Raw genomic sequence first — 25729 nt, 5'->3', positions numbered from 1 at the left:
GGAGGTCCGGCCATGCGCGCTCTCGCCGCGGCGGCGATCGGACTCGCCGCCGCCCTCGCCCTGGTCTTCACCGTCACCGCGATCGGCGCGCCCGCGGGTCACACCTCGCCGAAACCCCTGCTGACCACGGTCCCCAGCCACCCCTGAGCCGGTCACCCCTGAGCCGGCCACCTCTGAGCCGGCCACCTCTGAGCCAGCCACCCCTGAGCCGGTCACCTCTGAGCCAGCCACCCCTGAGCCGTCTGGAGCCGCGATGCGCCGCAAGTCCAGCCTGGTGCTGCTCGCCCTCGCCGTCTTCTTCGCGACCCTGGCGCCCATGCTGCGCTGGTACGCCTACCCGCGGCTGGCCAAAGTGCCGCCGAGCGAGTACCAGGTCGCCGTCCTCGAGGCGAAGAACGCCACCCTCGTCGACTACTCCAGCCTCACCGCCAAGAAGGTCTCCAAGGTCAGCATCGTGCAGACCCTCAAGGGCAACGTGACGGCGGCCCGGCAGGTCAAGGCCGAGACCGGCAAGGACGTCGTGGTCTGGGACGCGCTCTCCTACGTCGCGGGCCCGGACGGCAAGATGGTCTCGGAGATCCCCGAGCGGTACGTCTTCGACGCGCACACCCAGGAGCCGGTGCACACCGCGAGCGAGTCGGTCGACGGCGACCCGGTCACCCGGCAGGGCATCGAGTTCAAGTTCCCCTTCCTGACCCAGAAGCGCGACTACTACTACTTCGACGCGCAGAGCCGCACCTCCGCGCCGATCCACTACGCGGGCACCCAGCGCTTCCACGGCCTGAAGGTCTACTACTTCGAGCAGACCGTGCCCTGGCAGCGGGTCCCGCTGCCCAAGAAACTGCCCGAGATCGCGCCCGGCGCTCCCGCGCTCACCCCCGAGACGGTCAAGGCCACCGGCATCCAGCGCTGGTACACCACCAAGCGGATGTTCTGGGTCGACCCGACGACCGGCGCGCCCGTCAACGGCGAGGAGATCCACACCGAGGAGCTGCGCTTCCCCGCCTCGACCGGCAAAGCACCGGTCACCGCCTTCGCGGGCGACGTGAAGATGCGGCCCGACTACATCGACTCCATCGTCCATCTGGTCAAGACGCAACGGCAGTTGGTGCTGCTGCTCACCAGCTACCTGCCGTGGGGCTTCGGCGGGCTCGCCGCCGCGCTGCTGGCGCTGTCCCTGCTGCTCGAAGCGCGCGGGCGGCGTCCCGCCGACCCGGTGGGCGGCCGGGAGCCCGACCCCGACCGCGCCCCCGACCACCCGGACCCCGTACCGGTCTGACCCACGGCCCGGACGCCGTACGGGCCGAGCCGTGTCCGGACCCCCGCACCGGCCGACCTGTCCCGGACCCCGTACCGGTCTGACCCACGGCCCGGACCCCGTACGGGCCGAGCCGTGCCGGGACCCCGCACCGGCCGATCTGTCCCGGACGCCGTACGGGCCGGGCGGTCGGGCTACGCGCGGCGGCTGTTGTTCGTCCGCTTGGTCGGCTCGGCCGTCGCCGGGTCCTCGGGCCACGGGTGGCGCGGGTAGCGGCCCCGCAGCTCGGCGCGCACCGCGCGGTAGCCGTCACGCCAGAACGAGGCGAGGTCCGCGGTCACCGCCGCGGGCCGCCCCGCGGGCGACAGCAGATGCACCAGCAGCGGCACCCCGGCGATCTCGGGCGTCGCCCGCAGCCCGAACAACTCCTGGAGCTTCACGGCCAGTACGGGCTGGTCCCCGCCGTAGTCGATCCGGATCCGCGAACCGCTCGGCACCTCGAACCGCTCCGGTGCCAGCTCACCGAACCGGGCGGCCTCGCCCGTGGCCCACGGCAGCAGCCGGGGCAGCGCGCCGCCCGCCGAGATCCGCTCCAGATCCGCCCGCCGCCCGGCCCGCGCCAGCTCGGGCCCCAGCCACTCCTCGGCCCGCTCCACCAGCGCCCGCTCCGAGACGTCCGGCCAGTTCCCGCCCAACTCCCGGTGCAGGAAGGCCAGCCGCTGCCGTACCTCACGGGCCTCCCGCGACCAGTGCAGCAAACCGGTGCCCTCGCGCCGCAGCCCGTCGAGCAGCGCGGCCCGCACCGCGTCCCGGTCCGGCCGGCGCAGCGGCGCCGCCGACAGCTCCAGCGCGCCCAGCCGCTCCACCCGGCGCGCCACCACGTCCCCGCCGCGCCAGGCCACCTCCTCGTACGACTCCAGCAGCCCGGCCGCCGCCGCCCGCGCGGTGCCCTCGTCGATCACCGCGGCCACCCGCACCCGCGCGTCCGTCCGCCCGACGCCCCGGTCCGCCACGGCCACCGCCACCCACTCCGCCCCGCCCACGCCCCCGCCGACCTCCGCGCCGGTCCCGGACGCCATCACGTATCCGTCCCCGCCCCGCCGCCGCGCGACCCGCTCGGGAAACGCCAGGGCGACGACGAGCCCGGCCGCCGCGTCGTCCGACAGGCCCCCGCCCGCGGCGCGGCTCGCGGGGGACGGGTGCGCCGCGGAGCGCGGGACGGCAACGTCTGTCGCGGGCGGGCTCCCCTCCGTCACCGTGCCGCGCAGCCGGTCGGCCTCCGCGCGCCAGCGCGCCGCGTACGGGTCGCCGCCGCGGCGGGCGGTGTGCCAGGCGGCGGTGAGGTCGGAGCCGTAGGAGTGGGGGAGTTCTTCGCTGAGGAGCGCGGTGACCTCGGCGGCGCGGCGGGCGCCGAGCACGGGCGCGGAGTCGAGGAGGGCGCGGGCGAGCCGGGGGTGCAGCCCGAGCCGGGCCAGCCGGCGGCCCCGGTCCAGGGCGCGGCCCGAGGCGTCGACGGCGCCGAGGCCGCGTAGCGTGTCGCGGGCCGCGGCCATCGCGCCCTGCGGCGGGGCGTCCAGCAGGGCGAGCCCTGAGGCGTCCGGATCGCCCCAGCAGGCGGCCTGGAGCGCGAAGGCCGTGAGGTCGGCGAGCGCGATCTCGGGGGAGGGGTGCCGGGGTCTGCGGGCGTCCTCGGCCGGCGGCCAGCAGCGGTAGACGGTGCCGGGACCCTCGCGCCCGGCGCGCCCGGCGCGCTGGTCGGAGGCGGCCCGCGACACCCGTACGGTGACCAGCGCGCCGAGGCCCCGCGCGTGGTCCATGCGCGGCTCGCGGGCCAGCCCGCTGTCCACCACGACCCGCACGCCCGGCACGGTCAGACTGGACTCGGCCACGGAGGTCGCGAGCAGCACGCGCCGCCGCTCACCGGGCGCGAGCGCCGCGTCCTGGACGGCGGCCGGGGCGCGGCCGTGCACCTGGAGCACCTCGATGCCGCCGCCCGCGCCGCCGGAATCCGTGAGGTCCCCGAGCAGACCCGCGACCCGCGCGATCTCCCCGACGCCCGGCATGAAGCACAGCACGTCCCCGTCGCGCTCCCGCAGCGCCCGCCGCACCACCGTCGCCACATGGTCGAGCAGCGCCCGGTCCACCCGGCCCCCGGCGTGCGTCGCCCGTACGAGACCGGGCGGCGGCGCCCACTCCACGGCCACCGGGTGCAGCACCCCGCCCGCCTCGACCACAGGCGCGGGCGGCCCGTCGGCCCCGCCCAGCAGCGCCGCCCACGCGGCCGTGTCCGTCGTCGCGGACGCCGCGACCAGCCGCAACTCCGGCCGCAGCAGGGCCCGTACGTCCAGCAGGAACGCCATGGACGTGTCGGCGTCCAGATGCCGCTCGTGGCACTCGTCGAGCATCACCGTGCTCACGCCCGGCAGTTCCTGGTCGCGCTGGAGCCGTTGCAGCAGCACACCGGTGGTGACCACCTCGACCGCGGTGCGGGCCGAGACCCGCCGCTCGCCGCGGACCGTGAAACCGACGGTCTCGCCGACCCGCTCCCCGAGCAGCCAGGCCATCCGCCGGGCCGCCGCCCGCGCCGCCATCCGCCGCGGCTCCGCGACCAGCACCCGCCCGCCGAACGCGTCGGCGATCAGCAGCGGGACCAGCGTGGTCTTGCCGGTGCCGGGCGGCGCGGCCAGGACGGCGCAGCCCGGCGACCGCAGCGCGGCCAGCAGCTCCGGTACGACGCAGGCCACCGGCAGCGCGCGCCCCTCGGCCCGGATCGCGTACGTACCGGCGCTCCCGCCGGCTTCCCCGCCGGCCGCCCGACCGTCCTGTCCGCCGGCCTTCACTCCGCCGCGCACACGAAGATCGCCGTGCCCGGCAACAGCCGCCCGCGCAGCGGGGACCAGCCGCCCCACTCCTGGTCGTTCCACTCCGGCCACTCGGGCTCGACGAGGTCGACCAGCCGCAGGCCCGCCGCCGCGATCTCGCGGACGCGGTCGCCCAGGGTGCGGTGGTGCTCGACGTACACGGCGATGCCCCGGTCGTCCTCCTCCACGTACGGCGTGCGGTCGAAGTAGGAGGCGCCGGCCGTCAGGCCCTCGGGCCCCGGCTCGTCGGGGAAGGCCCAGCGCACCGGGTGGGTGACCGAGAAGACCCAGCGCCCGCCGGGCCGCAGCACCCGCCGCACCTCTCGCTGGACGCGCGCGGTGTCGGCGATGAAGGGGAGCGCGCCGTACGCGGAGACCGCCAGGTCGAACGAGCCGTCGGCGAAGGGCAGGGCGCCCGCGTCGGCCTGGACCAGAGGCACCAGGGGCACCAGGGGCGCGCCGTCGGCCGAGGACTCGTCGTCGATCCGCCGCGCGTGCTGGAGCTGCCGGAAGGAGAGGTCGAGGGCGACCGGCCGGGCGCCCTGGGCGGCCAGCCAGCGCGAGCACTGGGCGGCGCCCGCGCCGATCTCCAGCACGTCCTTGTCCTTCAGGGCCGCCGTCGGGCCGAGCAGCCCCGCGTCCGCCTCGTCCAGACCCTCAGGGCCCCAGACGAAGCGGGCGTCGCCCAGGAAGTCGCCGTGCTCCACCTGGTAGTCGTCCGCGTTGCGGTCCCACCACCGGCGGTTGGCCCGGCTGCTCTCCGTGACCCCCGCGCTGCGGCGGGTGGCCTCCGGTTCCTCGTGTGCCTCTCGGGGCGCTTCCCGGCGTACGTCCCGGGGATCGGGTCCTTGGATCATCGCGGCAGTCGTCGTACTCTCTGAGAAGACCTGGCACTGGGTGACTTGTGCCGGTTCGGTCCGTTACGCGCCCGGTGGGCTCTTCGTGCGTTGACCGTGCCCGGCTGCCCCCGTATGCTACAAGTTGCGCTGCGAGCCTGCGCGCCTCAGACAGAGCAGGCTGCGCTCGGAATCTGTTGCATACCCCTCGGCCCCACGGCTGTCCGGAATTCGGCAGGAGCGAAAAGGGCTTACGGCGTAGCAGTACCTACGACTTACTGTCCGTACCGGAGTCCTTTCCCTAATGACGAGCAGCACCGAGGCCCCTCGCACCACCCCGCAGGTGGCGGTCAACGACATCGGCAACGAGGAAGCCTTCCTCGCCGCGATCGACGAGACGATCAAGTACTTCAACGACGGCGACATCGTCGACGGCGTCATCGTGAAGGTCGACCGGGACGAGGTCCTGCTCGACATCGGTTACAAGACCGAAGGTGTCATCCCCTCCCGCGAACTCTCCATCAAGCACGACGTCGACCCCAACGAGGTCGTCGCCGTGGGCGATGAGATCGAGGCCCTTGTTCTCCAGAAGGAGGACAAGGAAGGCCGCCTGATCCTCTCGAAGAAGCGCGCTCAGTACGAGCGTGCCTGGGGCACCATCGAGAAGATCAAGGAAGAGGACGGCATCGTCACCGGCACCGTCATCGAGGTCGTCAAGGGTGGTCTCATCCTCGACATCGGCCTCCGTGGCTTCCTGCCGGCGTCGCTCGTCGAGATGCGCCGCGTGCGCGACCTCCAGCCCTACGTGGGCAAGGAGCTCGAGGCCAAGATCATCGAGCTGGACAAGAACCGCAACAACGTGGTCCTGTCCCGCCGTGCCTGGCTGGAGCAGACGCAGAGCGAGGTCCGCCAGACCTTCCTCACCACCCTCCAGAAGGGTCAGGTGCGGTCCGGCGTCGTCTCCTCGATCGTCAACTTCGGTGCGTTCGTGGACCTCGGCGGCGTCGACGGTCTCGTGCACGTCTCCGAGCTGTCCTGGAAGCACATCGACCACCCGTCCGAGGTCGTCGAGGTCGGTCAGGAAGTCACCGTCGAGGTTCTCGACGTGGACATGGACCGCGAGCGTGTCTCCCTGTCGCTGAAGGCGACGCAGGAAGACCCGTGGCAGCAGTTCGCCCGGACCCACCAGATCGGGCAGGTCGTCCCCGGCAAGGTCACCAAGCTCGTCCCGTTCGGCGCGTTCGTCCGCGTCGACGAGGGCATCGAGGGCCTGGTGCACATCTCCGAGCTGGCCGAGCGCCACGTGGAGATCCCGGAGCAGGTCGTCCAGGTCAACGACGAGATCTTCGTCAAGGTCATCGACATCGACCTCGAGCGTCGCCGCATCTCGCTGTCGCTCAAGCAGGCCAACGAGTCCTTCGGCGCCGACCCGGCCTCGGTCGAGTTCGACCCGACGCTCTACGGCATGGCCGCGTCGTACGACGACCAGGGCAACTACATCTACCCCGAGGGCTTTGACCCCGAGACCAACGACTGGCTCGAGGGGTACGACAAGCAGCGCGAGGAGTGGGAGGGCCAGTACGCCACGGCCCAGACCCGCTTCGAGCAGCACCAGGCGCAGGTCATCAAGTCCCGCGAGGCCGACGAGCAGGCCGCGGCCGAGGCCGGTTCCGCCGCCCCCGCCGCGACCGGTGGCCCGGGCGTCTCCGGTGGCTCGTACTCCTCGGAGTCCGACGACACCTCCGGTGCCCTCGCCTCCGACGAGGCCCTCGCCGCCCTCCGCGAGAAGCTCGCGGGCGGCCAGAGCTGACAGCTCTCCGCTAGGCCCAGTCACAACACCGCGGTCCCGCACCCCTCAGGGGGTGCGGGACCGCGGTGCTTTCCCGGTGGCCGTGGGGCCCTGGGCGGCGCGGGGGGCTACGGGGTCACGGGGATGTTGGTCAGGGCCTTGCCGCCGGTGCGCTTGTTGGAGGCGTAGACGGTGGTGGGGCAGTCGGCGGAGTAGTTGGTGACGTAGATCGCCGTCTGCGTGGCGCCGGTGGCGCCGGTGAGGTCGGAGGTGTTGTCGCGGAAGACGGTGCCGCAGCCCCAGCCGGGCTGCTGGGTGTGGGTCTGGTAGCCGTCGTTGAGGGTGCGGGTGCCGGTGTTGCCGGTGATGGTGTAGCCGTTGCCTTTGACGTCGACCCAGGAGTCGTCGTAGTTGGTCATGCTGAGGCCGCTGCCGTCGAAGGTGTTGCCGGAGACCAGGCCGCCGGTGGTGCCTTCCTTGAGGTCGATGTTCTCGGCGCCGATGTTGGGGCCGATGACGTTGTTGAGGATCTGCACCCGGTCGCTCTTGTCGGTCAGGGTGTTGGCGGTGCCGACGTAGACGCCCTCGCCGTATCCCGGCCGCTGGAGCCCGGTGTCGTAGATCCGCGAGTTCTTGATCACGCCGTCCGTGCTGGAGGTACGGAAGTGCACGCCCTCCATCTGGAGCCCGTGCACGGTCACCGAGTCGATGACGACATGCGCGGCGGCGTCGGTGACGATGCCCTTCTGGCCGCCGGTGACGCTGACCCCCTTGACGGTCCAGTAGCTCGCGCCGTTCAGATAGAGGCCGTAGCCGCCGGAGGAGGTGAGCACGGCGTTCGAGGAGCCGGTGAGCGTGATCCGGTCGGCGGCCGTGCCGGACACGGTGACCTTGAAGTTGCCGGTGTACGTGCCGTCGGCGAGATGGATCGTCTGGCCGGGGGCGGCGGCGGTCAGCGCCGCCTTCAGCTCCTTGGCCGTGGTCACCTCGACGGTGCTCGCCGCGGCGGCCGTTGCCGCACCGGCCGTCGACGCACCGGCCGGCGTCGCGTACGAGAGCAGCCCGGCGAGCAGTGCCGCGACGGGCAGGGCCACCGGCAGGGTCAGAAGCGTGTGGGGTCGCATCCGCGTCCTTCCATCGTTCCAAGTATGTGAATCTTGGTCGTCCATGTGAACACATGGACGTAACGAGAGAAGGTAGGGCCCACCCGACGGACCGTCAAGACGTCCGGGTTCCGGGGGGACGCGTGGGAATGGCCGGGCGGGTACGTTCGTTGAGGGGGGAGAGAGCGAGGAGGACGATCATCGTGCTGGATCCGCAAGGGCTGTACGAATACGTGCCGGGCGGGGCCGAGGCCGTCGACGCAGCGGTCGGAGACGCAGGTCCCGTACTGCTGTACCACTTCGAGGGGTACATGGACGCCGGGGACACCGGCGAGCAGATCAGCGAGCAGTTGCTGGACCGCCTGGACAACCAGCTCGTCGCGCGCTTCGACGCCGACCGACTGGTCGACTACCGCGCCCGCCGCCCGCTGATGACCTTCGAGCGCGACCACTGGACCTCCTACGAGGCACCGGAGATCGACCTCTATCTGGTGCGGGACACCACCGGCACCCCCTTCCTGCTGCTCACCGGCTCCGAGCCGGACGTGGAGTGGGAACGGTTCGCGACCGCCGTGCTCCAGGTCATCGAACGCCTGGGCGTACGCCTCGCCATCAACTTCCACGGCATCCCGATGGGCGTGCCGCACACCCGGCCCGTCGGCCTCACCCCGCACGGCAACCGGGTCGACCTCATGCCCGGCCACCGCGCCTGGTTCGAGGAGGCCCAGGTCCCCGGCAGTGCCGCCTCCCTCATCGAGCTGCGGCTCGCCGAGGCCGGTCGTGACGTGCTCGGCGTCGCCGCCCACGTCCCGCACTACCTGGCGCGTTCGCCCTACCCGGACGCCGCCCTCGCCGTCCTGGAGACGATCACCGCCGCGACCGGCCTCGTCCTCCCCGAGATCGCCCACGCCTTGCGCAATGAGGCGCACACCGTCCGCGTCGAGATCGACCGCCAGGTCGCCGAAGGCGACGGCGAACTCGTCTCCGTCGTCCGCGGCCTCGAGTCCCAGTACGACGCCGTCGCCGGGTCCCAGTCCCGCGAGAGTCTCATCGCCGAGGCCGTCGAGCTTCCTTCCGCCGAGGATCTCGCCGCCGAGTTCGAACGCTTCCTCGCCGACCGCGAGGACGACTAGCGCCTGCGGCGCGCTCACGAAAGAGGGTTCGCGTCCCCAGGGCGCGGGCCCTCTTCCGCTTCCCCTCCGCAAGGCGCGCCGCGCTCGCGCAGGGCCTGGTTCTCAGGGGCGCGGCCCCTGGACGGTTCCTTGCGAAGGGCCTGGTTTTCAGGGGCGCGGGGAACTGCGTGGCCCGCCCCCACCGGGCTGCCAGCCCGAAAACTCACAGCATCTGCCCCGCTGGGGCCGGTTTTCGACGGCCGCGCCACCGTTGGTGGCTGAGCGCGCAGTTCACCGCGCCCCTGGGAGGCACCCGCGGAGGCCCGGAGGGCCCGTAAGCTGGCGGCATGCTGAACGTCGGGCTGACCGGTGGAATCGGGTCAGGAAAAAGCTCCGTGGCGAAACTGCTGGTGGCACACGGCGCGATCCTGGTGGACGCGGACCGCATCGCCCGCGAAGTGGTGGAACCCGGCACGGAGGGCCTCGCGGCGGTGACGGCCGAGTTCGGCCCGGACGTGCTGGCCGCGGACGGGACACTGGACCGCCCGAAACTCGGCGCGATCGTCTTCGCGGACGAGGCCCGGCGCCAGGCGCTGAACGCGATCGTGCACCCGCTGGTCGGCCGCAGGTCGCAGGAGCTGCGGGCGGCGGCGGCCCCGGACGACATCGTCGTCAACGACGTACCGCTGCTGGCGGAGAACGACCTGGCCCCGTTCTACGACTTCGTGATCGTCGTGGACGCGGCACCGGCCACGCAGATCGAGCGCCTGGTGCGGACACGCGGGATGACCGAGGACGAGGCGCGGGCGCGGATGGCGGCGCAGGCCGGCCGCGAGGAGCGCATCGCCGTCGCGGATCTGGTGATCGACAACGACGGCCCGCTGGAGGAGCTGGAGCCCCAGGTGCGCGCGGCGTGGCAGCGGCTGCGGGAGCTGGCGGCGGCCGGGACGGCGTAGTCGCCCGGGGAATGCGGTTGCCGACGACGACGTTGGGTATGTCAGACCAGACGATCAGTCGTCACCCGTGCCCGAATTCAGGGAGGCGGCCTTGCACGAGCGGACCCCAGAGACGCACGTCATCGACTTCCGCGCCGCGGAGCAACTGCTGGAGGCGCGTGACCCGCGCGGCGCCGTACAACTCCTCGACCCGGTGATCTCGGCCCATCCGGAGAACACCGCGGCCCGCCTGCTGCGCGCCCGCGCGTTCTTCGCCGCGGCCCAACTGCGCCCGGCGGAGCTGGAGTTCCAGATAGTGCTGGAGCGCGAGCCGGACAACGCCTTCGCGCACTTCGCGCTGGCCCGTACACTGCAACGCGCGAACCGCGCCGACGAGGCCCAGCGCCACTTCCGGCTCGCCGCCGCACTCGACCCCCGGCCGGACTATCTGGCCGCAGCCCGTTTCGACGACGCCGGCTGACGGCCGTGGAAGTCGTCGTGGTGCTGCTGATCATCATCGCGGTGGTCGCCCTGATCGGCGTGTCCAGCAGTCTGAGGGTGGTCAAGCAGTACGAGCGCGGGGTGATCTACCGCTTCGGCCGGGTCAACCGGCTCCCCAAGGAGCCGGGCCCGCGCATGCTGGTGCCGTTCGTGGACAAGATGACCAAGGTCAACATGCAGGTCGTCACCATGCCGGTGCCGTCCCAGGACGGCATCACCCGCGACAACGTGTCGGTACGGGTCGACGCGGTGCTCTACTTCCGGGTCATCGACCCGATCCGGGCCACCGTGGACGTGCAGAACTACCAGTTCGCGATGTTGCAGGTGGCGCAGACCTCGCTGCGCTCCATCATCGGCAAGAGTGAACTCGACGATCTGCTGTCCGGCCGCGAACGCCTGCACGAGGGGCTGGAGTTGATGCTGTCCACGCCTGCCACCGGCTGGGGCGTCCACATCGACCGCGTCGAGATCAAGGACGTGGCGCTGCCGGAGTCCATGAAGCGGTCGATGGCCCGGCAGGCGGAGGCGGACCGGGAGCGGCGGGCCCGGATCATCACCGCCGACGGTGAGTTGCAGGCGTCCCAGAAGCTCTCCGAGGCGGCCAGGACCATGGACGCCAACCCGTCCGCCCTCCAACTGCGCCTCCTCCAGACGGTGGTGGAGGTCGCGGCGGAGAAGAACTCGACCCTGGTGATGCCCTTCCCCGTCGAGATGCTGCGCTTCTTCGACCGGGCCGCGAACACCGGCGCGAATTCCGGTGCGAACTCCGGCGGCGGCCAGGACACGAAGCCGGTCGAGAAGACGGCGGCGCCCGCGGCGACGGACGAACTGACGGACGCGGAACCGCGGTCCGCCGTCGAGGCCGCGGCCGAGGAGCCGCCCGCGATCGACCGGAAGCCGCCGGGCCCGATTCAGATCCCGGACCCGCGCACGTCCGAGGAGTGAGCGACGAAGCCGTAGCGGCAGGGCAGGGCAGGAACGGGACGGGAGCGGGCGGGTCACTCCGCCCGCTCCCGCGCGTCAGCCCCGCGTCAGCGCGTCCAGTCGATCTTGAACACCCACGCGTACCGCCCCTTCGCCCGCGCCGCCGCGGGCACCCGTACGGTCAGCGTGCCGCCGTCGAACTCCCGGTCCAGCGGCCGGTCGTGGCCGAGCATCGTCACCCGGTCGCCCTTGCGGACCGGCACCGGAGCGGTCGTTGACCGTGACGTCCTGCCGCCGCGCGGCGCGGGGGCGGACGTGCGGAGCCTGCTCAGATCATCAGAACAGCGGTGCGGGCAGCACGCCCTCCAGCGCCAGCAACGTGCGCTTGATCTCCAGGCCGCCGCCGAAGCCGCCTATGCCGCCGTCGCTCTCCACCACCCGGTGGCACGGCACCACCAGCGGTATCGGATTCGCGCCCATCGCCGTCCCGACCGCGCGGGCCGCCCCGCGCTCGCCCACCCGGTCGGCCAGGTCCTGGTACCCGACGACCGTGCCGTACGGCACCCCGGCCGCCAGCTCGCGCAGCACCCGGCGGTTGAAGCCGGTGATCAGCGACCAGTCCAGAGCGAGCGAGAACTCCTTCAGCGCACCCGCGAAGTACGCCTCCATCTGCTCGGTGACCGGCGCCAGCCGGGCCGCGTCCTCGACCGGCTCGCCACCCAGCCGCCGCCCCATCGACGCCACCGCGCGCCGTACCGCCGCCTCGTCCGCCCGGAAACCGACATTGACCAGCCCCTCGTCGGTCGCCGCCAGCAGCAGCGGCCCGATCGGGGTCTCCATGACCGTCCAGGCGGTGTCGTTCGTCACGCGCCCAGCCTAGATCGGGGGTCCGACAACGCCCCGCCGCCGCGATCCGCCCGGCAAACACGGCCGGCGCGAGGCCCGTCACCGGAAGTGAGCGGGCGGTCACAGGAGGGGAAGTGGCCGCCCCGGCGGCGGCCCGCCCGTCCGGGCCCGGACGATTGTCGGTGGTGGGTCGTACGGTGGTGACATGCGGCCCGTATCAGACATCGAACGCAGTGTGGCGCCCTTCAAGGTCGTCAGCCCCTACCAGCCCAGCGGCGACCAGCCCACCGCCATCGACGACCTCGAGAAGCGGATCCGCGGTGACGAGCAGGACGTCGTGCTGCTCGGCGCGACCGGTACGGGCAAGTCCGCGACCACCGCGTGGATGATCGAGCGGCTCCAGCGCCCCACCCTGGTCATGGCGCCGAACAAGACGCTCGCCGCCCAGCTCGCCAACGAATTCCGCGAGCTGCTGCCGAACAACGCGGTCGAGTACTTCGTCTCGTACTACGACTACTACCAGCCCGAGGCGTACGTCCCGCAGACGGACACGTACATCGAGAAGGACTCCTCGATCAACGAGGAGGTGGAGCGGCTGCGGCACTCCACCACCAATTCGCTGCTGACCCGGCGCGATGTCGTCGTGGTCGCCTCCGTGTCCTGCATCTACGGCCTCGGTACCCCGCAGGAGTACATCGACCGCATGGTGCGGCTCAATGTCGGCGACGTCATCGACCGCGACCAGCTCCTGCGGAAATTCGTCGACATCCAGTACGCGCGCAACGACGTGGCCTTCGCCCGCGGCACCTTCCGGGTACGCGGCGACACCATCGAGATCTTCCCGGTCTACGAGGAACTGGCCGTCCGCATCGAGATGTTCGGCGACGAGATCGAGGCGCTCTACACACTGCACCCGCTCACCGGCGAGGTGATCACCGAGGACCGGCAGATCTACGTCTTCCCCGCCACCCACTACGTCGCGGGCCCCGAGCGGATGGAACGCGCCATCGCGGGCATCGAGAAGGAGCTGGAGGGCCAGCTCGCCCTGATGGAGAAGCAGGGCAAGCTGCTGGAGGCCCAGCGGCTGCGGATGCGCACCACGTACGACATCGAGATGATGCGGCAGATCGGCACCTGCTCCGGCATCGAGAACTACTCGCGGCACATCGACGGCCGCGAGCAGGGCTCCGCGCCCGACACCCTCATCGACTACTTCCCCGAGGACTTCCTGCTGGTCATCGACGAGTCGCACGTCACCGTGCCGCAGATCGGCGCGATGTACGAGGGCGACGCGTCCCGCAAGCGCACCCTGGTCGACCACGGCTTCCGGCTGCCGTCCGCGCTCGACAACCGGCCGCTGAAGTGGGAGGAGTTCCTGACCCGCGTCGGCCAGACCGTCTACCTGTCCGCGACACCCGGAAAGTACGAGCTGTCCCGCGGCGACGGCGTGGTCGAGCAGATCATCCGCCCGACCGGACTGGTCGACCCCGAGGTCATCGTCAAGCCCACCGAGGGCCAGATCGACGACCTGGTGCACGAGATCCGGCTGCGCACGGAGAAGGACGAGCGCGTCCTGGTCACCACCCTCACCAAGAAGATGTCCGAGGACCTCACCGACTACCTGCTCGAACTGGGCATCCAGGTGCGGTATCTGCACAGCGACATCGACACCCTGCGCCGCGTCGAGCTGCTGCGCGAACTGCGGGCCGGTGAGTACGACGTCCTGGTCGGCATCAACCTGCTGCGTGAGGGCCTCGACCTGCCCGAGGTGTCGCTGGTCGCGATCCTCGACGCCGACAAGGAGGGCTTCCTGCGCTCGGGCACCTCGCTGATCCAGACCATCGGCCGCGCCGCCCGTAACGTGTCGGGCCAGGTCCACATGTACGCGGACCGGATCACCCCGGCGATGGAGAAGGCCATCGAGGAGACCAACCGGCGCCGCGAGAAGCAGATCGCGTACAACAAGGAACGCGGCGTCGACCCGCAGCCGCTGCGGAAGAAGATCGCCGGAATCCTGGACTCCTTCGCCCGCGAGGACGCCGACACCGAGGAGCTGCTGGGCTCCGGGCGGCAGCGCTCGCGGGGCAAGGCGCCGGTGCCAGGACTGTCCGCCCGCGCGGGCGAGAAGCGCGGTGCGAAGACGCTGCCCGCCGAGGAGCTGGCCGACCTGATCGCTCAGCTCACCGACCAGATGCACGCGGCGGCCGGCGAGCTGCAATTCGAGGTGGCCGCCCGGCTCAGGGACGAACTGGGCGAGCTGAAGAAGGAGTTGCGCCAGATGAGAGAAGCGGGAATGGCGTGACGCGGGACCGGCGACCGGCCGGTGTTCGCCAGGAATCGCCACGCGGCGAACCGGGATACCGTTGCACGGCGTCTTGTTAGGGTGCGGGACAACCGCACACACGGGTGAGAGGGGACAGCGCGTGACGGTCAACATGACCAAGGGCCAGAAGATCAGCCTGAGCAAGTCCGACGGAGGGACGCTGACGGCGATCCGGATGGGGCTGGGCTGGCAGGCCGCGCCGCGCCGCGGACTGTTCGGGTCCCGCACCCGGGAGATCGACCTGGACGCCTCGGCCGTGCTCTTCGCGGACAAGCAGCCGGTCGACGTGGTGTTCTTCCAGCACCTGACCAGCGACGACGGCTCGGTCCGGCACACCGGTGACAATCTGGTCGGCGGCGCGGGCCAGGGCGGCGACGACGAGTCGATCATCGTCGACCTCCAGCGCGTACCGGTCCATGTCGACCAGATCGTCTTCACGGTGAACTCCTTCACCGGCCAGACCTTCGCCGAGGTGCAGAACGCGTTCTGCCGCCTGGTCGACGAGACCAATGGGCAGGAGCTGGCCCGCTACACGCTGACCGGCGGCGGCCAGTACACGGCGCAGATCATGGCCAAGGTGCAGCGCGGCGCGACCGGCTGGTCGATGACGGCCATCGGCACGGCGGCCAACGGCCGGACGTTCCAGGACCTCATTCCGGCCATTCTGCCCGCGCTCTGAGGCCGCACGGCCGCTGACGCGGCCCCCGGCCCGCGGGCCGGAACACGTACACACGCATAACGGGAACGGGGGGCGGCGGACATGACGGCCGAACTGGTCCGGGGACAGAACCATCCGCTGCCGGGCACCCGGATGGAGATCCGGGTGTCGGCGGGCACCCCGGTGGTGGCCGCGGTCACCCTCGGGGACGAGCGGGGGCGGGTCGTCGGCGACTCCTCGCAGTGGCTGGCGCACCCCGGCGCGCCGCAGCTCCCCGGCGTCGAGGTGCCCCGGCAGGCCGCCGCCGAGCACCGGCTCGCGGTGGACCTCGGCGCGATGCCGCCGCAGGTGCACCGGGTGCACGTACTGCTGGCTCTCCCGGGCGCCGCGGGCCGCCCCGGCGCGCCCGCCGCCTTCGGCGCCGCCCCCGCCCCGCATCTCGCCGTCACCACCACCGAGGGCGAGGCCGTCGCCGGATTCACCATGACCGGCCTCGGCCCCGAGACGGCCCTGCTGGCCATCGAGCTGTACCGGCGGCAGGGCGCCTGGAAGGTGCGCGCCGTCGGCCAGGGGTACGAGGGCGGTCTGCCCGCGCTGCTGCTCGACCAGGGTGTCCCGGAGCCCGCCGGGGTGGCCGCGGGCATTGACGAGGCGGTGGGGCGCGAGCTGTCCCGCTCGGTCGACCTGCCCGCCGCGCCGCGTACGGTCCCGCCGCCGCAGCCGGAAACCGCGGCCCCGGCCGCCGCTCCGGGCGACGGCCGGACCACCGCGTCCTCAGGACCGGTCGACTACCGGCACCCGCGGCGCAAGGCCGCCGCCACCGCGCCGCCCCCGCCCGCTCAGGGACCGGCCCAGGGCCGGCCGGGCTCGCCGTACGACGCCCCGCCCGCCGCGCCGCGGCCGTCCTCCGGCGGACAGCCCGGCACCCCGCCCGTCCCCGTCGCGGGCGACGCCTCCGGCTGGACGATGGAGGAGCGGCTGCACAATCAGGTGTGGGGCATGTTCGAGGACCTGGCCCGCACCATCGCCGCCTACCGCAGCGCGGTGGACTTCGCCGAGTCCCGCTTCGAGCAGGAGCTCGACCGGCTGCTCGCCGACCCCGCGACCCGCGGCGGACAGGCCGCGGACGCCGCCCGCGACCAGGCGCAGGCCCGGCAGTTCGCGCTGGTCGACCAGGCCCGCGCCGTGCTCGACCGGGACATCGCGCAGCTCGTCGCCGAGGCCGAGGTCGTCGAGCCCGCGCTGCCCGCCGCCTTCGCGGGCTGGGAGAATCCGGTGTGGCACGCCTACCGGGTGCCCGACCAGCCGCCGCTCGCCGTACGGCTCGGCGGCCTCTACCTGCCCGAGGCGCCCGAACTGCGCATCCCGCTGCTGGCCCGGCTGCCGCTGGACCGCGGTCTGTGGATCGACAGCGAGGAGGACCGCAGGGTCGCCATGGACACCGCCGTGGCGATCGCCGCCCGGCTGCTCGCCTCGTACCCGGTGGGCGGTTTCGCGGTGCACGCCCTCGACCCCGCGGGCTCCGGCTCCGCCGCGCTCGCCCCGCTCACCGGCAGTGGCGCCGTGCTGATGCCGTCGGCCGGGGGCGCGGCCGGGGTCGGCGAGGTGCTGAACCGGCTGACCGAACGCGTCGATCTGCTCCAGATGGCGCTGCGCGGCGGCGCCGCCGACTCGCTGCCGCCCGGCTTCGACACCGCCGAGCAGCTTCTGATCGTCAACGAGTTCCCGTACGGCTTCGACGACCGGGCGGTCACCCAACTGCGCTATCTCGCCGACGAGGGACCGCGCGCCGGGGTGCACCTGCTGCTGGTCGCCGACCGCGAGGACGCGTCCGCGTACGGGCCGGTGCTCGATCCGCTGTGGCGCTCGCTGCTGCGGCTCACCCCGCTGCCCAGCGACCACCTGGCCGACCCGTGGGTGGGGCACGCCTGGACGTTCGAGCCGTCGCTGGTGCCGCCGGGCAGCCAGGTGCTCACGCAGGTGCTCAGGGAGATCGCGGCGGCCCGCCCGGCCTACGGCCCCTGACCGGTCGTGTTGGGTCCTGCGCCGGTGCTTTACCGGCTTTACGGCTCTGACCTGCACGCTTGTGCGATTCTTTACTAACTCTTGGGCAATTCGTGTACTGTTCTTGGTGCGGAGTGAAACCTCCCCCTGAACGGACTCAAGTGGTGGGGACCTCCGGCAGCGACGACGCTGACAGTTGCCGTATCGAATTGCCGGAGGACCTGTGGATGTCTCCCTCGCCCTCTGGGCGCTCACCATCGCCGGACTGATCGCCCTGATCGCCGTTGACTTCGTCATCGGCCGCACCCCGCACGACGTCTCCGTCAAGGAGGCAGGGGCCTGGACGATCGTCTGGGTCGTACTCGCCGGGCTCTTCGGACTCGGCCTGCTCGTCTTCTCCGGCGGCCAGCCGGCAGGCGAGTTTTTCGCCGGTTACATCACCGAGAAGTCGCTGAGCGTCGACAACCTCTTCGTCTTCGTCCTGATCATGTCCAAATTCGCGGTGCCGTCCCAGTACCAGCAGCGCGTACTGCTGGTGGGCGTGCTGATAGCGCTGGTGCTCCGCGCGGTGTTCATCGCGGGCGGCGCGGCGATCATCGCCAGCTTCTCGTGGGTCTTCTACATCTTCGGCGCCTTCCTCATCTGGACCGCCTGGAAGCTCATCCAGGACGCCCGTTCGGACGACGAGGACGAGGAATTCGAGGAGAACCGGCTGCTCAAGGCGGTCGAGAAGCGCGTGCCGTCCACCGACAAGTACCACGGCACCCGGCTGTTCATCACGGAGAACGGCAAGCGGCTGATGACGCCGATGCTCGTCGTGATGCTCGCCATCGGCACCACCGACGTGCTCTTCGCGCTCGACTCGATCCCCGCGATCTTCGGCCTCACCCAGGACCCGTACATCGTCTTCACCGCCAACGCCTTCGCCCTGATGGGCCTGCGTCAGCTCTACTTCCTGATCGGCGGCCTGCTCAAGAAGCTGGTCCACCTGTCGTACGGGCTGTCGGTGATCCTCGGCTTCATCGGCGTCAAGCTGGTGCTGCACGCGTTGCACGAGTCCGGTGTGCACGTGCCGGAGATCTCCATCCCCGTCTCGCTCGGCGTCATCGTCCTCGTCCTCGCGGTCACCACCGCCACCAGCCTGGTCGCCTCCAAGCGGCAGGCGGAGGCCGAGGCCGCCGCCTCCGAGGACGAGGAGCGCCCCGCGACGCCGGTCCGCTGACCGGTCCCTCCGCACTCTCTCCGTACCGACCTCTCCGTACCGGCCCCTCCCTACCGACCCCTTCGCGCAGACCGCTCCGTCACGAGGGCTACCGTGGCCCTCGTAACGGAGCGGTTGTGCGTGGCGTGTGGGAAGGCGCGGATGGTGGCGAGCGGCATGGTGGTCCTTCCCGAGCTGACCGGCGCGCGGTTCTTCGACGCCTGGCGGCTCGACGCCGTCGCGCTGACCGCCGTCGTCCTGCTCGGCGTCGCGTACGCGCTGGGCGTACGGCGCAAGCGGCGCGCGGGGGAGCGGTGGCCGCTGTGGCGCACCGCCGCGTTCTACGTCCTCGGCCTCGGCACCCTCGTCGTCGCGACGATGTCCTCGCTCGCCGTCTACGACCGGGTGCTGTTCTGGCCCGCCGCCGTGCAGAACATCCTGCTCGACCTCTTCGCCCCGCTCGGCCTGGCGCTCGGCGACCCGCTCGCGCTCGCCGCACCCGACAGCCGGCTGCGCCGCGCCTTCACCGGCCGTACGGTACGACTGCTGATGTATCCGCTGGTCAGCTCGGTGCTGGTGCTCGCCTCCGAGCTGACGATCTACTTCACGCCGTACTTCTCCACCGCCCTCGGCAACGGGCTCGTGCTCCAGCTCATGCACCTGCAACTGCTGCTCACCGGCTGCCTGTTCGTGCTGCCGATGCTCAGCCGTCAGGACCTGCTGCCGTCCTGGTGCGGTCATCCGGTCAGGGCCGCGCTGGTCTTCTTCGACGGGCTCTTCGACTCGGTGCCCGGCATCGTCGTCATGACCAGCGGCACGCTGGTGGCCGGGCACTGGTACGCCGCGCACCCGCGCTCCTGGGGGCCGAGCGTCCAGCACGACCAGATGCTCGGCGGCGGCCTGATGCTCACCCTCGCCGAACTCGTCGCGCTGCCCTTCCTGATCCTGGTCTTCTTCGAGTGGTGGCGGGCCGAGCGGGAGAAGACGGCGGAACTCGACGCGCGGCTGGACCGCGAGGCCGTCGTCGCGATGTCCGGTGCCGGTGCTGGTGCTGGTGCCGCCGCCGGTGCCTCTGCCGCGCCCGCCTCCACGAAGGCCCCCGCGTCCGCCGCCGCTCCCGCCGCCGCGCCCGTTCCGGAGATGACCCGCCCCTGGTGGGAGACCGATCAGGGCGAGGTCGGCGAGCGCATGCGGCGCGGTCGCTGAGCGGTCCGCGGCGGCTCGGGGTCACAACTGCGTTACGGGCACCACGTCACGAGTCGGCGCGTGTCACGCTCTCCCCCTCATACCTGTCCTGGGGGGACAAATTGCGTCAACGTGCCATCACCGCTGCCTGTTTACTGGCCGTCGCGGGGCTCGCGCTCGCGGGATGCGACGGCGACGGGGGGACCGACGACATATCGGGCGCCGCCGCCTCGGTCTCGGCCACACCCACGGCCGCGCCCACCACCACGCAGGCCGCGCTCACCGGCCAACTGCCCAACCTGACCGGGATGCCGCTGCTCGCCGCGCGCACCATGGCCGACGACGCCGGGTTCACCCGGATCGCCGCGCACGACGCGACGGGGGCCGAGCGCACCCAGGTCTCCGACGGCGACTGGAAGGTGTGCTTCCAGCAGCCCGGCCAGGGGCCCGCGGCTCTGTCCGGCCCGGTCGACCTCGCCGTCGTCAAGATCGCCGAGATCTGCCCGCCCGCGGACGGCACCCCGGCGCCGTCACCCACACCCACGGTCACCCGCACCACGGCGCCGTCGCCGACCGCCACGCACAAGGCGACGCCCAAGCCCCGCCCCACCACCGTCACCCACAAGCCGACCCCGAAGCCCAAGCCGAAACCCAAGCCGAAGCCGAAGCCGACCGTCGGGTATACCGAACCCCCGGTCAACGACCACGACGGCGCCACCGCCCTCTGCAACGACGGCACGCTGTCCTACTCGCAGCACCACCGGGGCACGTGCTCGCACCACCACGGCGTGGCCGTCTGGTACAAGTAGCCCGCCCGGCCGTACGGCGACCGTACGGACCTCCGGGGGAGCGCGGGGCGGGGGCGAGCCGGCGGCAATCCGCTGCTCGCCCCCCGCCGGGCCGGGGTGTGCGCGCCGACCGCTACCAGCCGCGCTCGCGCCATTCCTTGAGGTGGGGGCGCTCGGCGCCGAGGGTCGTGTCGTTGCCGTGGCCGGGGTAGACCCAGGTCTCGTCCGGGAGCACGTCGAAGAGCTTGGCCGTGACGTCGTCGAGGAGCGAGGTGAAGGCGGCCGAGTCGTCGTGCGTGTTGCCGACGCCGCCCGGGAAGAGGCAGTCGCCGGTGAAGACGTGCGGGGCGCCGTGCGGGTCGTCGTAGACGAAGGCGATGCTGCCCGGGGTGTGGCCGACCAGGTGCCGCGCGGTGAGGCTGACGCGGCCGAAGGTCACGGTGTCGCCGTCGTCCAGCGCCACATCGGTGGGGACCGGGATGCCCACCGTGTCCTCGCGGCCCGCGTAGGTACGGGCGCCGGTCGCGTCGATCACCGCGCGCAGTGCCTGCCAGTGGTCGCCGTGCTGGTGGGTGGTCGCGACGGCGCCGAGCCCGGCGTCGCCGACGACCTCCAGCAGCGTCTGCGCGTCGTTGGCCGCGTCGATCAGAAGCTGCTCGTCGGTGGCCCGGCAGCGCAACACGTACGCGTTGTTGTTCATCGGCCCGACCGCGACCTTGGTGATGATCAGATCTTCCAGTTCATGCACGTCGGGGGTCCCGCCCACCGTCACTTCTCCGCTGTACGCCATGCCGCCAGCCTAGAGGTTCGGGGTGCCTAGAGCGGAGGCAGTACGGGCAGCGGGCCGTCGGGGGTCACGGTCAGGCCCTCGTACGGGCCGCGGCCGGAGACCCAGGCCAGCAGGGGGCGGGTGGCGGCGCTGACGGTGAGGTCGGGTTCCGCGGCGGCGCCGATCGTCCAGGACACGCCGGACTCGGTGTCCTCCAGGCGGACCGCGGCGATGCCCTCGTGCCCGGTGAGGCCGTCGGCGAGGGAGGCCAGCTCACGGGCGGCGAAGTCGGCGGGCAGGTCGGCGGTGGTGGGGCCGATGCCGAGGTCGACCAGGTGCAGCCACACCTCGCCCAGCCGCCGCCAGGGGACCTCGGCGGCGGCGATCACCCGGCCGGAGCGCAGCGTGACCTGCGTCGCCCAGCCCGACGGCGGCACCTGCGCGGCGGCCCGCTCGAACCGCTCCGCCGAGGCCCGCAGATCGGCGAGGTGGTCGTCGAGGGGACGGCCCGCGCCCTCCTCGATGGCCCGGTCGCGGGACGTCGCGTCCGCGTACATCGGGGTCTCCACGCCGGTCCCCGCCCAGATCAGCAGATTGGCCAGGGCGTCGGCATTGCGGGCGACATGGGTCAGCAGATGCCCGCGGGTCCAGCCGGGCAGCAGCGAGGGTTCGGCGACGCCGTCGGCGGGGAGCGCGGACACCGCGGCGACGAATCGGTCGGTGGCTTCCCGGACGGCAACCGCATCGAGTACGGGATCCGGTCGTTGGACGGTCACGTACCGACGCTAGCGCGTCACCCCGCGCTCGCGCAGGACACACGATCGGGTGAAGTGGTCAGAGCGCGCCCGTAAATCGAATGCACGTGCTATATGGTCGGTGTGTCGCAACTTCTGAGAACGCGGCGAACCGGAAGAAAACCCGAGCGCACCCCGTTTAGGCTGACTGGGGGTGCCGACTCTCCCCCCGTCTCTATGAAAGGTGCGCACTGGCGTGGCCGATCGACTCACCGTCCGTGGCGCTCGCGAGCACAATCTGAAGAACGTGTCGCTCGACCTGCCGCGGGACTCCCTCATCGTGTTCACAGGGCTGTCCGGATCGGGCAAGTCCTCCCTCGCCTTCGACACGATCTTCGCCGAGGGGCAGCGCCGGTACGTCGAGTCGCTCTCCTCCTACGCCCGCCAGTTCCTCGGCCAGATGGACAAGCCCGATGTGGACTTCATCGAGGGCCTGTCCCCGGCGGTCTCCATCGACCAGAAGTCCACCTCGCGCAACCCGCGCTCGACGGTGGGCACCATCACCGAGGTCTACGACTACCTCCGGCTGCTCTTCGCCAGGATCGGCAAGCCGCACTGCCCCGAGTGCGGCCGCCCGATCTCCCGGCAGTCGCCGCAGGCCATCGTCGACCGGGTGCTGGAGCTGGAGGAGGGCAGCCGTTTCCAGGTGCTCTCCCCGCTGGTCCGTGAGCGCAAGGGCGAATTCGTCGACCTCTTCGGCGACCTCCAGACCAAGGGCTACAGCCGTGCCCGGGTCGACGGGGCCACGATCCAGCTCACCGACCCGCCCAAGCTGAAGAAGCAGGAGAAGCACACCATCGAGGTGGTCATCGACCGCCTCACGGTGAAGGACAGCGCCAAGCGCCGCCTCACGGACTCCGTCGAGACCGCGCTCGGCCTGTCCGGCGGCATGGTCATCCTGGACTTCGTCGACCTGCCCGAGGACGACCCGCAGCGCGAGCGGATGTTCTCCGAGCACCTGTATTGCCCGTACGACGACCTGTCCTTCGAGGAGCTGGAGCCGCGCTCCTTCTCCTTCAACTCGCCCTTCGGCGCCTGTCCCGACTGCACCGGCATCGGCTCCCGCATGGAGGTCGACCCGGAGCTGATCGTCCCCGACGAGGAGAAGTCCCTGGCCGAGGGCGCCATCGCGCCCTGGACCGGCGGCATGTCCAAGGGCTACTTCGAGCGGCTGGTCGAAGGTCTCGCGGGGGAGCTGGGCTTCAGGACCGACATCCCCTGGGCCGGGCTGCCCGCCCGCGCGAAGAAGGCGCTGCTCTACGGCCACAAGGCCGAGGTCAGGGTCGCGTACAAGAACAGGTACGGCCGCGAGCGCGCGTACAACGCGCATTTCGAGGGCGCCATCCCGTTCGTGAAGCGGCGGCACCAGGACTCCGAGAGCGACTCCAGCCGGGAGCGCTTCGAGGGGTACATGCGCGAGGTGCCCTGCCCCACCTGCCACGGCAGCAGGCTCAAGCCGATCGTGCTGGCCGTCACCGTCCAGGACCGCTCCATCGCGGACGTCTCCGCCATGTCGATCAGCGACTGCGCCGAGTTCCTCGGCGGGATGAAGCTGGACGCCCGCGACAAGAAGATCGCCGAGCGGGTGCTCAAGGAGGTCAACGAACGGCTGAAGTTCCTGGTCGACGTCGGCCTGGACTACCTCTCGCTCAACCGCGCCGCGGGCACCCTGTCCGGCGGCGAGGCCCAGCGCATCCGGCTCGCCACCCAGATCGGCTCGGGCCTGGTCGGCGTGCTGTACGTGCTGGACGAGCCGTCGATCGGCCTGCACCAGCGCGACAACCACCGGCTGATCGAGACCCTGGTGCGGCTGCGCGACCTGGGCAACACGCTGATCGTCGTCGAGCACGACGAGGACACCATCAAGACCGCCGACTGGGTGGTCGACATCGGCCCCGGCGCCGGTGAGCACGGCGGCAAGGTGGTGCACTCCGGCTCGCTGAAGGAGTTGCTGGTCAACGAGGAGTCGCTGACCGGGCAGTACCTCTCGGGCAAGCGCGTCATCGTCACCCCCGACGTACGCCGCCCGATCGACCGCAAGCGGCGGCTGACCGTGCACGGCGCCCGCGAGCACAATCTCCAGGACATCGACGTGTCCTTCCCGCTCGGAGTGCTCACCGCCGTCACCGGCGTCTCCGGCTCCGGCAAGTCGACGCTGGTCAACGACATCCTCTACACCCACCTGGCCCGCGAGCTGAACGGGGCGCGCAGCGTCCCCGGCCGGCACACCCGGGTGGACGGCGACGACCTGGTGGACAAGGTCGTGCACGTCGACCAGTCGCCGATCGGCCGCACCCCGCGCTCCAACCCGGCCACGTACACCGGTGTCTTCGACCATGTGCGGCGGCTCTTCGCGGAGACGATGGAGGCGAAGGTCCGCGGCTATCTGCCCGGCCGCTTCTCCTTCAACGTCAAGGGCGGTCGCTGCGAGAACTGCTCGGGCGACGGCACGATCAAGATCGAGATGAACTTCCTGCCGGACGTCTACGTCCCGTGCGAGGTCTGCCACGGCGCCCGCTACAACCGCGAGACGCTGGAAGTGCACTACAAGGGCAAGTCCATCGCCGAGGTGCTGGAGATGCCGATCGAGGAGGCACTGGACTTCTTCGAGGCGGTGCCCGCCATCGCCCGGCACCTGCGCACGCTCTACGAGGTCGGCCTGGGATACGTACGCCTGGGGCAGTCCGCGCCGACGCTGTCCGGCGGCGAGGCGCAGCGCGTGAAGCTCGCCTCCGAGCTCCAGAAGCGCTCCACCGGCCGTACGGTCTACGTCCTGGACGAGCCGACCACCGGTCTGCACTTCGAGGACATCAGCAAGCTGATCAAGGTGCTCCAGGGCCTGGTCGACAAGGGCAACACCGTGATCGTCATCGAGCACAATCTCGATGTCATCAAGACCGCCGACTGGGTGGTCGACATGGGCCCCGAGGGCGGCAACGGCGGCGGACTGGTCGTCGCCGAGGGCACCCCCGAGCAGATCGCGGCCGTCCCGGCCAGCCACACCGGCAAGTTCCTGCGGGACGTCCTGGGCGCGGAGCGGATCAGCGACGCGTCGGTGCCCGCGCCCAAGAAGCGGGTGCCCGCCCCCAAGAAGGCCACGGGGACGGCCGCCGCGGCCAAGAAGGGCACGACGGCCGCCGCGAAGAAGACCCCGGCGCCGCGCAAGCGGACGGCGGGCAAGGCGTAGCACCGAGGAAGGTCAAGGACGGGTCGGCGCGGGCGCGGCGGCACGCCGTCGAGGCGCGGTCGTCAGGCAGCGGTCGTCAGGCGCGGTCGTCAGGCAGTGGGCGTCCGGGAGTGGCACAGAGGAAGCGGACAGGTGGGGGACGTAGGGTTACGGGTCGCGAGACCTCCCCACCTCCCCGACCTGGAGCGCACATGACCACCGAACTGCCCGCCTGCCGCCGTACCGTCCTGCGAGGCGCGGCCCTGGCCGGAGCCGCCGGGTTCGGCCTCACCGCGTGCGGCGGCTCCGGCGGCGGTTCGTCCGACGGGCCCGCCAAAGCCGTGGAGTTGGGCGCCGCCACCGAGGTACCGGTCGGCGGCGCCAAGCTCTACCGGAACGACAAGGTGGTCGTGGCGCAGCCGAAGGAGGGCACCTTCAAGGCGTTCAGCGCGGTCTGCACGCACGCGGGCTGCGTCGTCACCTCGGTGGACGGCACGACGATCACCTGCGCCTGCCACGGCAGCCAGTTCGACGCGGACACCGGCGCCGTGCTCCAGGGCCCGGCGACCAAGCCGCTGCCCGCCGTGCAGGTCACCGCCTCCGGCGGCAAGCTCACCGCCGGTCCGGCGAGCTGACCACCGGCAGTCCGGCCCGCGCGAACCGGCGGTCCCGCCCG

General features: G+C 71.7%; 22 protein-coding genes. 15 read left to right on the top strand and 7 right to left on the bottom strand.

All coding sequences use genetic code 11. From position 1 onward, the window contains the following. Window positions 1-12 precede the first annotated feature (12 nt). Both ACIP4Z_RS30100 and ACIP4Z_RS30095 read left to right on the top strand, forming a co-directional pair. Window positions 13-147, top strand: coding sequence for an SPW_0924 family protein (locus ACIP4Z_RS30100; protein ID WP_188282936.1), 135 nt, complete (start codon window positions 13-15; stop codon window positions 145-147). Between the two features lie 106 nt (window positions 148-253). Continuing rightward, window positions 254-1279 (top strand): DUF3068 domain-containing protein, encoded by a 1026-nt coding sequence (locus ACIP4Z_RS30095; protein ID WP_401313394.1) that lies wholly within the window; start codon window positions 254-256, stop codon window positions 1277-1279. A 173-nt stretch (window positions 1280-1452) separates the two neighbouring features. On the opposite strand, the gene hrpB is transcribed toward ACIP4Z_RS30095, so the two are convergent. Continuing rightward, complete coding sequence (gene hrpB, locus ACIP4Z_RS30090) at window positions 1453-4029, bottom strand: ATP-dependent helicase HrpB (protein ID WP_401313460.1); 2577 nt, start codon at window positions 4027-4029, stop codon at window positions 1453-1455. Window positions 4030-4094: 65 nt separating this feature from the next. Continuing rightward, window positions 4095-4976, bottom strand: a complete 882-nt coding sequence (locus ACIP4Z_RS30085; RefSeq protein WP_401313391.1) for a class I SAM-dependent methyltransferase — start codon at window positions 4974-4976, stop codon at window positions 4095-4097. Between the two features lie 283 nt (window positions 4977-5259). Between ACIP4Z_RS30085 and rpsA the strand changes: the two genes are divergently transcribed. Beyond that, window positions 5260-6765: a 30S ribosomal protein S1 gene (rpsA, locus tag ACIP4Z_RS30080; protein ID WP_188283396.1), complete on the top strand. Its 1506-nt coding sequence runs from the start codon at window positions 5260-5262 to the stop codon at window positions 6763-6765. A 107-nt stretch (window positions 6766-6872) separates the two neighbouring features. Here the strand turns inward: rpsA and ACIP4Z_RS30075 are convergent, their stop codons facing one another. Further along, window positions 6873-7868: a right-handed parallel beta-helix repeat-containing protein gene (locus ACIP4Z_RS30075; RefSeq protein WP_401313388.1), complete on the bottom strand. Its 996-nt coding sequence runs from the start codon at window positions 7866-7868 to the stop codon at window positions 6873-6875. Window positions 7869-8050: 182 nt separating this feature from the next. Here ACIP4Z_RS30075 and ACIP4Z_RS30070 point away from each other — a divergent pair, with 182 nt between their 5' ends. The 4 genes from ACIP4Z_RS30070 (at window position 8051) to ACIP4Z_RS30055 (ending at window position 11340) form a co-directional block, all read left to right on the top strand. Beyond that, on the top strand, window positions 8051-8980 hold the full coding sequence (locus tag ACIP4Z_RS30070) for a PAC2 family protein (RefSeq protein ID WP_401313385.1): 930 nt from the start codon (window positions 8051-8053) through the stop codon (window positions 8978-8980). A 326-nt stretch (window positions 8981-9306) separates the two neighbouring features. Next, window positions 9307-9915, top strand: a complete 609-nt coding sequence (coaE, locus tag ACIP4Z_RS30065) for a dephospho-CoA kinase (protein WP_355333939.1) — start codon at window positions 9307-9309, stop codon at window positions 9913-9915. Window positions 9916-10006: 91 nt separating this feature from the next. Further along, window positions 10007-10375 (top strand): tetratricopeptide repeat protein, encoded by a 369-nt coding sequence (locus tag ACIP4Z_RS30060; RefSeq protein ID WP_188283400.1) that lies wholly within the window; start codon window positions 10007-10009, stop codon window positions 10373-10375. Between the two features lie 5 nt (window positions 10376-10380). Continuing rightward, window positions 10381-11340 carry a slipin family protein gene (locus ACIP4Z_RS30055; RefSeq protein ID WP_401313381.1) on the top strand — a complete coding sequence of 320 codons (960 nt, stop codon included), beginning with the start codon at window positions 10381-10383 and terminating at the stop codon, window positions 11338-11340. An 86-nt stretch (window positions 11341-11426) separates the two neighbouring features. Here the strand turns inward: ACIP4Z_RS30055 and ACIP4Z_RS30050 are convergent, their stop codons facing one another. Then, entirely contained in the window at window positions 11427-11582 is a 156-nt protein-coding gene (locus ACIP4Z_RS30050; RefSeq protein WP_355333933.1) for a hypothetical protein, read from the bottom strand. Between the two features lie 73 nt (window positions 11583-11655). Next, a complete protein-coding gene (locus tag ACIP4Z_RS30045) occupies window positions 11656-12159 on the bottom strand; it encodes a methylated-DNA--[protein]-cysteine S-methyltransferase (RefSeq protein ID WP_355334689.1) in 504 nt (167 codons plus the stop codon). A gap of 211 nt (window positions 12160-12370) precedes the next feature. Here ACIP4Z_RS30045 and uvrB point away from each other — a divergent pair, with 211 nt between their 5' ends. The 6 genes from uvrB to ACIP4Z_RS30015 all read left to right on the top strand — a co-directional run bounded on the left by uvrB (window position 12371) and on the right by ACIP4Z_RS30015 (window position 20345). Then, complete coding sequence (uvrB, locus tag ACIP4Z_RS30040; protein ID WP_401313377.1) at window positions 12371-14467, top strand: excinuclease ABC subunit UvrB; 2097 nt, start codon at window positions 12371-12373, stop codon at window positions 14465-14467. 121 nt (window positions 14468-14588) lie between these two features. Next, window positions 14589-15167, top strand: coding sequence for a TerD family protein (locus ACIP4Z_RS30035; RefSeq protein ID WP_355333929.1), 579 nt, complete (start codon window positions 14589-14591; stop codon window positions 15165-15167). Window positions 15168-15248: 81 nt separating this feature from the next. Further along, on the top strand, window positions 15249-17171 hold the full coding sequence (locus ACIP4Z_RS30030; protein ID WP_401313374.1) for a TerD family protein: 1923 nt from the start codon (window positions 15249-15251) through the stop codon (window positions 17169-17171). Between the two features lie 202 nt (window positions 17172-17373). Beyond that, complete coding sequence (locus ACIP4Z_RS30025) at window positions 17374-18372, top strand: TerC family protein (RefSeq protein WP_355333925.1); 999 nt, start codon at window positions 17374-17376, stop codon at window positions 18370-18372. A gap of 156 nt (window positions 18373-18528) precedes the next feature. Further along, window positions 18529-19557 (top strand): cytochrome c oxidase assembly protein, encoded by a 1029-nt coding sequence (locus tag ACIP4Z_RS30020; protein ID WP_401313371.1) that lies wholly within the window; start codon window positions 18529-18531, stop codon window positions 19555-19557. Between the two features lie 101 nt (window positions 19558-19658). Next, on the top strand, window positions 19659-20345 hold the full coding sequence (locus tag ACIP4Z_RS30015) for a DUF3761 domain-containing protein (protein ID WP_401313368.1): 687 nt from the start codon (window positions 19659-19661) through the stop codon (window positions 20343-20345). Window positions 20346-20457: 112 nt separating this feature from the next. Here ACIP4Z_RS30015 and ACIP4Z_RS30010 read toward each other — a convergent pair whose 3' ends face one another. Both ACIP4Z_RS30010 and ACIP4Z_RS30005 read right to left on the bottom strand, forming a co-directional pair. Then, window positions 20458-21114: an MBL fold metallo-hydrolase gene (locus ACIP4Z_RS30010; protein WP_401313365.1), complete on the bottom strand. Its 657-nt coding sequence runs from the start codon at window positions 21112-21114 to the stop codon at window positions 20458-20460. 26 nt (window positions 21115-21140) lie between these two features. Continuing rightward, window positions 21141-21869: a maleylpyruvate isomerase family mycothiol-dependent enzyme gene (locus tag ACIP4Z_RS30005; RefSeq protein WP_401313363.1), complete on the bottom strand. Its 729-nt coding sequence runs from the start codon at window positions 21867-21869 to the stop codon at window positions 21141-21143. 214 nt (window positions 21870-22083) lie between these two features. On the opposite strand from ACIP4Z_RS30005, the gene uvrA reads away from it, so the two are divergent. After that, window positions 22084-25074, top strand: coding sequence for an excinuclease ABC subunit UvrA (uvrA, locus tag ACIP4Z_RS30000; RefSeq protein WP_391044083.1), 2991 nt, complete (start codon window positions 22084-22086; stop codon window positions 25072-25074). A gap of 191 nt (window positions 25075-25265) precedes the next feature. Continuing rightward, window positions 25266-25688: a Rieske (2Fe-2S) protein gene (locus ACIP4Z_RS29995; RefSeq protein ID WP_355333910.1), complete on the top strand. Its 423-nt coding sequence runs from the start codon at window positions 25266-25268 to the stop codon at window positions 25686-25688. Window positions 25689-25729: the final 41 nt, after the last annotated feature.

The organism is Streptomyces sp. NPDC088910 (genome assembly GCF_044749865.1).
In the GTDB taxonomy this organism is placed as follows: Bacteria; Actinomycetota; Actinomycetes; order Streptomycetales; family Streptomycetaceae; genus Actinacidiphila.
Note: the sequence above shows the minus strand (reverse complement) of the source record. Positions and strands in the feature narration are given on the sequence as shown.